Raw genomic sequence first — 7,685 nt, forward strand, 5'->3', positions numbered from 1 at the left:
GCCCAAGCCCTCGAGACCGTCCTCGCCGAAGTCCGTGATCTGCTGCTCGACCCTGCCCTCACGCGGGCGGTCGCGGCCGGGCGGCGTCGCGGGCAGACCCCGTCGGTGCGCCGGGCGGAGGTGCGGCCGGTCGCGCTCAAGGCCGGGACGCACCTGCAGATCGTGACCGATGACGGCGCGCGCCCGTACACCAGGAATCTGTCCCTGGGTCCGGACGCCGCCGCGGCGGTGGACGAACTGCTGGCCGAGCCGTTCGGGAACTGGCACGTGGAGACGGCGGCGGCGACGGTGCAGGTGCGCATCTCCAAGAAGGGTGACGCTTACGTCCATCGCACGGCTGCGGCGTCTGCCAAGGCCCCGCAAGGCCATAACCGCGCCAAGCAGTGGCTGCTCGATCCGGGCGATCCGCTGTTCGAGGTGCTGGGCGGGACGGCGGCGAAGCGGCGGCAGGTGGACGCCTTCCTGCGCGCGCTGGCCGCGACGCTGCCGGCCGAGCTGCCGGCGCCGCTACGCGTCGTCGACCTGGGGTGCGGCAACGCCTATCTGACCTTCGCCGCCTACCGCTATCTGGCCGACCGCGGTCCGGTCCAGGTCGTGGGGGTCGATGTGCGCGAGGACCAGAGGGTACGGAACTCGGAGCTGGCCGCCGCGCTCGGCTGCGCCGACGACGTGACGTTCGTGGCCGGCACGATCGCGGATGCTTCGGTCGCCGAGGCTCCGGACCTGGTGCTCGCGTTGCACGCCTGCGACACGGCGACCGACGAGGCGCTGGCCAGGGCGGTGGGCTGGAACGCCAAGTGGGTGCTGGCGGCGCCGTGCTGCCACCACGACATCGCGGCGCAGCTCAAGGGCCACCCGGCGCCCGCGCCGTACGGCGAGCTGCTGCGGCACGCGATCCTCCGGGAGCGCTTCGCCGACGTCCTGACGGACTCGCTGCGGGCGTCCCTGTTGCGCACCCAGGGTTACAAGGTGGACGTGGTCGAGTTCGTGGACTCGGCCCACACCCCGCGCAACCTGCTCCTGCGCGCCCGCCACACCGGCACACCGGCGCCGCGCGACGAATACGACGCCCTGACCACCCAGTGGGGCGTCACCCCTGCCTTGGAAAAACTCCTGGCCTGAGCGGGGGCAAACCGCGCGGACAAACCCGAGCCGGCCGCGTCAGTTGACCTCGGAGGTCCAGGAGGCGGTGTGGACCTTGCCGGCCACCTGGAAGTCGAAGAACATGCGGTAGCGACCCGGGCCCGGCGCCGCCAGCCAGAACTTGACCTTGCCGTCGACGAGCTGCGGCTCGGGATGGACGTGCACGTAGCCCAGATCGCCCTCGCGCATCACCACCAGGTGACCGAAGGCGCCGAGGTACGGCTCGAGCTGCGCCGGGCGGCCGGCCGTCGTGACGGTCATGAAGAGCGGCTGGGTGGAGCCGATCCGGGGCTCACCCTCGTACGCCACCTGGAAGTCGTCGGCGACCGCCTGCCGCACCGGCGCGGGCAGCGCGACCGGCCGGTAGTCCCCCGGCACCGTCAGGTCGACGCCCAGCGTCGCCGGCACCTGGTCGCCGCCGACGATCGCGGTGAAGTCAGCGACCGCGCGATAGCTGCCCGGCGCGGCGAAGGTGATCGGGATGCTCCAGGTGCCGTCCGGCGCCATGGTCGGGTGCAGGTGCTGGAAGCCGGAGAGGTCGCGGCGGATCACGATCAGGTGCAGCGGCTTGTCGTGCACGACGGCGAAGGTGGTGACCGCCGCATTGCCGGCGCCGCGGATCGCGAAGGACAGCGTCTGCCTCGTGCCCGCCGCGAAGGTGCTCGCGGTGGGGGCCATGGTCAGGCCGTCGCTGGTCACGGTGAGGCCGCCGACCGCGCCGCCCGCGGCGCCGCCGGCCGGGGTGACCGAGCCGTCGGCATTGTGCACGTGAGGGGCGGTGCCGCTGTCGTCATGCGACGGTGCGGGCGCCGCACCGTGCCCGTGACCGTCGTCGGCGACCTGCGCGGCGGCCGGCCCGGCCTCGGCGGTCGGGGTGGCCTCGTTGAGCCGGCCGATCCCGTAGCCCGCGAAGAGCACCACGACGAGCACCGCACCGAAGGCCGCCAGCTTGAAGCTCGCGCTGCGCTCCTCCGGCCGGCTCGGCTTGTCGAGGACGTCGACCAGGCTCTCGGGCTGGTCAGGCATCGGCCAGCTCGTAGCCGGCCTCGTCGACCGCCGACCGCACGTCACTCACGTCGAGGGGCGCGGCGCTGGTCACGGTCACGACACCGGTGCCGAGGTCGACCTGCACGTCGTCGACACCCTCGAGCGACGACAACTCACCGGTGACGGCGCTGACACAGTGCTGACAGGTCATGCCGCTGACGGTGTAGGTGTTGGTGACTGACATGGCGCTGCCGTTCCTTTCAGCTCTTGACCAGGCGGGCGATCGCGTCGGACGCCTCTTTGACCTTGGCGGTCGGGTCGCCCGCGCGGGCGGCGTCGACGACGCAGTGCGCGAGGTGATCCTCGAGCAGCCCGACGGCCACCGCTTGCAGTGCGCTCTTCGCGGCGGAGATCTGCGTGAGGACGTCAATGCAGTAGGTGTCCTCGTCGACCATCCGCTGCAGCCCGCGGATCTGACCCTCGATGCGCCGCAGCCGGCCGAGCAGTGCCTGCTTGTCACCGGAGTAGCCGTGCGGCCCGTGCTCCTCGCTCATGACACCAGCATACCCCCCACCCGTATAGACCCGACCACCGTGTCGCGCAGAGGCATTTTGCCTCGTCGGTGACCCATGCCAGGCACCCATGCCGGGGCCGACGGGTGCTGCCGAACCACAGTCGCCCGGCCGCGTCCTGCGCGACTCGGCTCTCATCCGGCCACCGCGAGAGCCAAGGGCAGCACCGCAGGCGCCCCGGCCTGCCTCAGCGCCCGCCCGGCCAGCACCATCGTCCAGCCGGAGTCGACCAGGTCATCGACCAGAAGGACCGGTCCCTCCAAGCCTGACACGACCGCCGCGAGCTCCGCCGGAACCGTGAAGGCGTCGTGCAGAGCCCGCACCCGCTGGGCGCTGTTGCCGCGCGGCGCGTCGTCGCCGAGGTGGGACGACGCCACCGTGCCGATGAACGGCAGCCGCCCGACCGTGGCGATGTGCTCGGCGATGCTGCGGACCAGCCGCGGACGCCGGCTCGACCACACGGCCGCGACCGCGACCGGGCGCTGCTCCCAGCCGGCGTCGCCGTGCGCCCACGCCTTGAGGACCTCGACCACCGCGCCCGCCACATCTTTCGGGATCTCCGTGTCGGGCGCACCCGGGCCGATCAACTCGCGCAGCCGTCCGCCCCAGCCGAGGTCGGAGAGCCGCCCGACGGCCCGCCCGGGCGCGACCTGATCGCCCGGCGGAATCTTGCCCTTGAGCGGCACGCCGACCGCCTCCATGCCGGTGGGCCACAGCTTTTTGGGCGCGACCTCCACACCCGGCCGGCCCAGGAACGCATGCGCGGCGCTCAGCGACCCGGGCGACACGTCGGTGTTGTAGAGCGGCTCGGTGCACGTGTCACACCGCCCGCACGGCTTGGCCTCGGGATCGTCCAGGCATCGGCGCAGGAACTCCATGCGGCAGCCAGTCGTGTGCGCGTACTCCATCATCGTCTGCTGCTCTTTGGTCCGCGCCTCGGCGACGCGGCGAAGCCGGGCCGTGTCGTAGGTGAACGGCTCCCCGGTGGCGAGCCAACCCCCACGGGTACGCCGGACGGCGCCGTCCACGTCGAGCACCTTGAGCATCAGCTCGAGCCGGGCGCGACGCAGGTCGACCAGCGGCTCCAACGCGGGCGTCGACATCGGACGGTCGGTGGACAGATTGGCCAGCACCGAACGCACCTGCTCCTCGGGCGGGAACGCGAGCGAGGCGAAATACCGCCAGATCGCCGCATCCTCGCGGCCCGGCAGGAGCACCACCTCGGCGTGCTCGACCGCACGCCCGGCCCGGCCGACCTGCTGGTAATAGGCGATCGGCGACGGCGGCGCGCCGAGGTGCACCACGAACCCCAGGTCGGGCTTGTCGAAGCCCATGCCCAGCGCCGACGTGGCCACCAGCGCCTTGATCTTGTTGTCCAGCAGATCCTGCTCGGCGGCGAGCCGCTCGGCGTTCTCGACCTGCCCGGTGTACGACGCCACGGCGAACCCGCGCGACCGGAGGAAGTCGGCGGTCTCGGTCGCGGCCGCCACGGTGAGCGTGTAGACGATGCCCGAACCGGGCAGCACCTCGAGGTGATCGGCCAGCCAGGCAAGGCGGTGGGCCGGGTCCTCCAGCTGGAGCACGGCCAGCCGCAGCGAGTCGCGATCGAGCGTGCCGCGCAGCACCAGTGCGTCACCCAGCTGCTCGGCGACGTCGGCCGTCACCCGCTCGTTGGCGGTCGCGGTGGTCGCGAGCACCGGGGTGCGCGCCGGCAGCCCGGCGAGGAACGTGCGCAACCGCCGATAGTCCGGCCGGAAGTCATGGCCCCAGTCGGAGACGCAGTGCGCCTCGTCGACCACGAGCAGACCGGTGCTCGCCGCGAGACCGGGCAGGACGTTGTCGCGGAAGTCCGGATTGTTGAGCCGCTCGGGGCTGATCAGCAACACGTCCACCGCCCCCGCGTGGATCTCGGCGGTGATCTCCCCCCACTCCTCGAGATTGGCCGAGTTGATGGTGCGCGCCCGGATGCCCGCCCGCGCGGCGGCCTCCACCTGGTTACGCATCAACGCCAGCAACGGCGACACGATGACGGTCGGCCCGGCCGGCGGATCACCGGCCCCGGCCATCACGCCGTCCCGCAGCAGAGCGGTCGCGATGAAGTAGACCGCCGACTTGCCCCAGCCGGTGCGCTGCACGCAGAGGACTCGACGCCGGTCGACCACCAGCGCCTCGATCGCACGCCACTGGTCCTCGCGAAGGGTCGCCTGCTCTCCCGCCAGCTTGCGCAGCACCTCCTCGGCGCACTCGCGCACCACCACCCGCTCGGCGTCACTCACGTCTCGTGCTCCTGGCTGTCGGTCCGCTCCGGTCACGCCGCAATGTCTACCAGCCGGATCTGACAGAAACGGCGTTGTCCACAGGCCCGCGGCGCCGGCAGAAGTTATCCACAGGCTGGAAAGAATCTTGGTCCGGGCGTACGCGGCGGTGGCAGGGTGAAAGCCATGACGAAGACGGTTGCCGAGAAGCTGCAGATCAAGCCGAACACCACGGTGTGGGTGTCCGACCCGGCGCGGATCGCGCTGCTCACGCCACTGCCCGACGGGGTGCGGGAAAGCGACCAGCCGGCCACGGCCAGCGTCGCGGTGGTCTTCGCCGACGATGCCGCCGCGGTGCGCGCGGCGCTCGAGAAACACGCCGCCGACCTGACGAAGCCGGCGGCTTTCTGGGTGGCCTATCCCAAGGGCAATCAGGCCGACATCAACCGCGACTCGCTGTGGCCGATCGTCGCCGACTTCGACATGCGCCCGGCCGGCCAGGTGGCGGTGGACGACCGCTGGTCGGCGTTGCGCTTCCGCGCAAACCGCCCGGACGAGCCTCCCTTCACCCTCGAGAGGCAGTGAGCCGCCGCGATCTTGACCGAACCCAGGCGCTGGGTCGGGCTCATCGAGCCTCGGGGCCGAGCGTGCGCGGCGCCCGCAGAGTCTTCGCGCGGAGACGTGACGCGGAGACGTGATGCGCGGACGTGACGCGGCGAGCGTTGACGAAACACGCGGCGATGCCACGCCGGGACCTTTCGGGTACGCAGCAGTCGAAGGCGCTCGGACAAGGTCAGCGACCGAGGACCGCGTCGGACAAGGTCAGCGACCGAGGACCGTGCCGCCGTTGACGTTGATGACCTGGCCGGTGACGAAGCTGCCGCCGGGGCCGACCAGCCACCGGACCGCCTCGGCGATGTCGTCGGGCACGCCGGCCCTGCCCACGAGCGTCGAGTCGACCCGCTGGCGGTGGCCCCCCTCGGTCATCCGGCCGTCGAAGAACTCGCTGTCGGTGATGTATCCGGGCGAGATGACGTTGGCGGTGATGCCCTCGGGCCCGAACTGCACGGCGAGGTCGAGCATCCAGCCGTGCAGGGCCGCCTTGGCCGCGGAGTACGCGCCGCCACCGCCGCGCTGGGCGGCTATCGAGCTGGTCAGGATCACGTGGCCGCCGGGTCGGCGCAGCAGCGGGCGGAGCGCTTCGGTGAGCAGGACGGCGGTGATCACGTTGGAGTCGAGGGTGGCGCGCCAGCGGGCGGCCCGCGCGGCGAGGGTGGACTCGTCGCCGCCGATGAAGGCGCCGGCGTTGTTGACCAGCACGTCGACCGGCCGCCCGTCGACGGCCGCGACCACGGCCTCGACCTGGTCGGGTTCGACGAGATCGGCGGTCACGGCGGACGCCTGCGGCCCGATCCACTTGACCGCTTCGGCCAGCTTCTCGGCGCGACGGCCGACGATGATCACGTCATAGCCCTCGCCCGCGAGCATCCCCGCCGTCGCCCGGCCGATGCCGGTGCCTCCACCACTGACCACCGCAAGCCTCGCCATGACAGTCACCCTAGCCAGCGACCGTCCCCGGCGTGACGTTGCTCGATCACCTCGATGGGGCACCAGTACGGGCTACGTCGTGTCGTGGACCTGGACCGGCGCGGATCGGAAGACCGCCGTGGCAACCGACAGCGGACGCCACGCCGCGATTGCCACCAGGGTCATTGCCGCGGCTGCTGTCCAGAAAGTCGCCAGCAGGCCGTAGGCCTGGGCCACCAGGCCGCCCAGCAACGAGCCCACCGCCGCCCCGCCCAGGTCCAGCAACGAGTACACGCTGGTCACGCGGCCGAACATCGCCGACGGGACCGTGCGCTGGCGGATCGTCGTCACCACCACGCCCCACACCACCGCATGCACGCTGAAAACCACGATCACCGCGCCCGCCAGCCACGGCGACCCGGTGGCCGCCAGGGTGGCGTGCAGGGCCACCTCGATCAGCAGGCCCACCCGCAACAGCACCGTCGCCCCGGCCACGCGCAGCAGCCACGGCGCGATCAGGGTGCCCAGCAGGCCGCCGACCGCGAACGCCGTCAGCAGCACGCCGTACCCGATCGACGACAGGCCCAGCACGGATCGGGCGTAGAGCACGAAGATCGCGAACGCCGCGCAGAACACCACGTTGCCGAAGGCCATCGTCACCGCCAGCGTGCGGAGCAGCAGGTGGGCCCGGAGGAACCGGAGACCCTCCGCGATGTCGGCGCGCAGGGAACGCCACTCCGTCGGAGGTGGCGGCGGTGGCGGCGGGATCGAACGCAGGGAGCGGACCAGCACGGCCGAGGCCAGGAACGAGGCCGCGTTCAGGCCGAAGGGCAGGGCCGCGGCCAGGGCGAAGAGCCACGCCCCGAACGGCTTGGCGACGAACTGGTTGAGCACCGTGAAGGTGGCGCCGAGCAGGGAGTTGGCGGTGGGTAGCTGCGCGGGGGCGACGATCGCCGGCACGAACGCCGCCGACGCCGTGTCGGCCAGTGTCTCGCCGGTGCCGAGCACGAAGAAGACGGCGTAGACCAGCGGCACCGAGACGAAGCCCATGGCGATCGCCAGCGCCAGCACGCCGATCGCAAGCGCCCGCACCGCGTTGACCGTGGCGACCAGACGGCGCCGGTCGAGGCGGTCCGACCAGGCGCCGCTGATCAGGGCGAACAGCAGCCAGGGCAACTGCTGGGCGAACGCCGCCCCGGCC

8 protein-coding genes are annotated in these 7,685 nt (G+C 72.0%); 2 read left to right on the forward strand and 6 right to left on the reverse strand.

Features of this window, described 5'->3' with window-relative positions:
* Positions 1 to 1,122: SAM-dependent methyltransferase (locus AB0M20_RS17665; RefSeq protein ID WP_364299302.1), on the forward strand; the 1,122-nt coding region annotated here is incomplete at its 5' end.
* A gap of 39 nt (positions 1,123 to 1,161) precedes the next feature.
* Here AB0M20_RS17665 and AB0M20_RS17670 read toward each other — a convergent pair.
* The 4 genes from AB0M20_RS17670 to AB0M20_RS17685 form a co-directional block, all read right to left on the reverse strand.
* Positions 1,162 to 2,169: a hypothetical protein gene (locus AB0M20_RS17670; RefSeq protein ID WP_364299304.1), complete on the reverse strand. Its 1,008-nt coding sequence runs from the start codon at positions 2,167 to 2,169 to the stop codon at positions 1,162 to 1,164.
* Positions 2,162 to 2,374 carry a heavy metal-associated domain-containing protein gene (locus AB0M20_RS17675; RefSeq protein WP_364299306.1) on the reverse strand — a complete coding sequence of 71 codons (213 nt, stop codon included), beginning with the start codon at positions 2,372 to 2,374 and terminating at the stop codon, positions 2,162 to 2,164. Before AB0M20_RS17675 ends, AB0M20_RS17670 begins: the two co-directional genes overlap by 8 nt.
* Before the next feature lie 16 nt (positions 2,375 to 2,390).
* Entirely contained in the window at positions 2,391 to 2,684 is a 294-nt protein-coding gene (locus tag AB0M20_RS17680; RefSeq protein WP_364299308.1) for a metal-sensitive transcriptional regulator, read from the reverse strand.
* A 152-nt stretch (positions 2,685 to 2,836) separates the two neighbouring features.
* Positions 2,837 to 4,978 (reverse strand): DEAD/DEAH box helicase, encoded by a 2,142-nt coding sequence (locus AB0M20_RS17685; protein ID WP_364299310.1) that lies wholly within the window; start codon positions 4,976 to 4,978, stop codon positions 2,837 to 2,839.
* Positions 4,979 to 5,143: 165 nt separating this feature from the next.
* On the opposite strand from AB0M20_RS17685, the gene AB0M20_RS17690 reads away from it, so the two are divergent.
* A complete protein-coding gene (locus AB0M20_RS17690; RefSeq protein WP_364299312.1) occupies positions 5,144 to 5,542 on the forward strand; it encodes a hypothetical protein in 399 nt (132 codons plus the stop codon).
* 237 nt (positions 5,543 to 5,779) lie between these two features.
* Here AB0M20_RS17690 and AB0M20_RS17695 read toward each other — a convergent pair whose 3' ends face one another.
* A complete protein-coding gene (locus AB0M20_RS17695; RefSeq protein WP_364299314.1) occupies positions 5,780 to 6,505 on the reverse strand; it encodes an SDR family oxidoreductase in 726 nt (241 codons plus the stop codon).
* Positions 6,506 to 6,577: 72 nt separating this feature from the next.
* The coding region (locus AB0M20_RS17700; protein WP_364299316.1) for an MFS transporter at positions 6,578 to 7,685 on the reverse strand (1,108 nt) is incomplete at its 5' end.

It is taken from the genome of Actinoplanes sp. NPDC051633 (assembly GCF_040681735.1).
Taxonomy (GTDB): domain Bacteria; phylum Actinomycetota; class Actinomycetes; order Mycobacteriales; family Micromonosporaceae; genus Actinoplanes.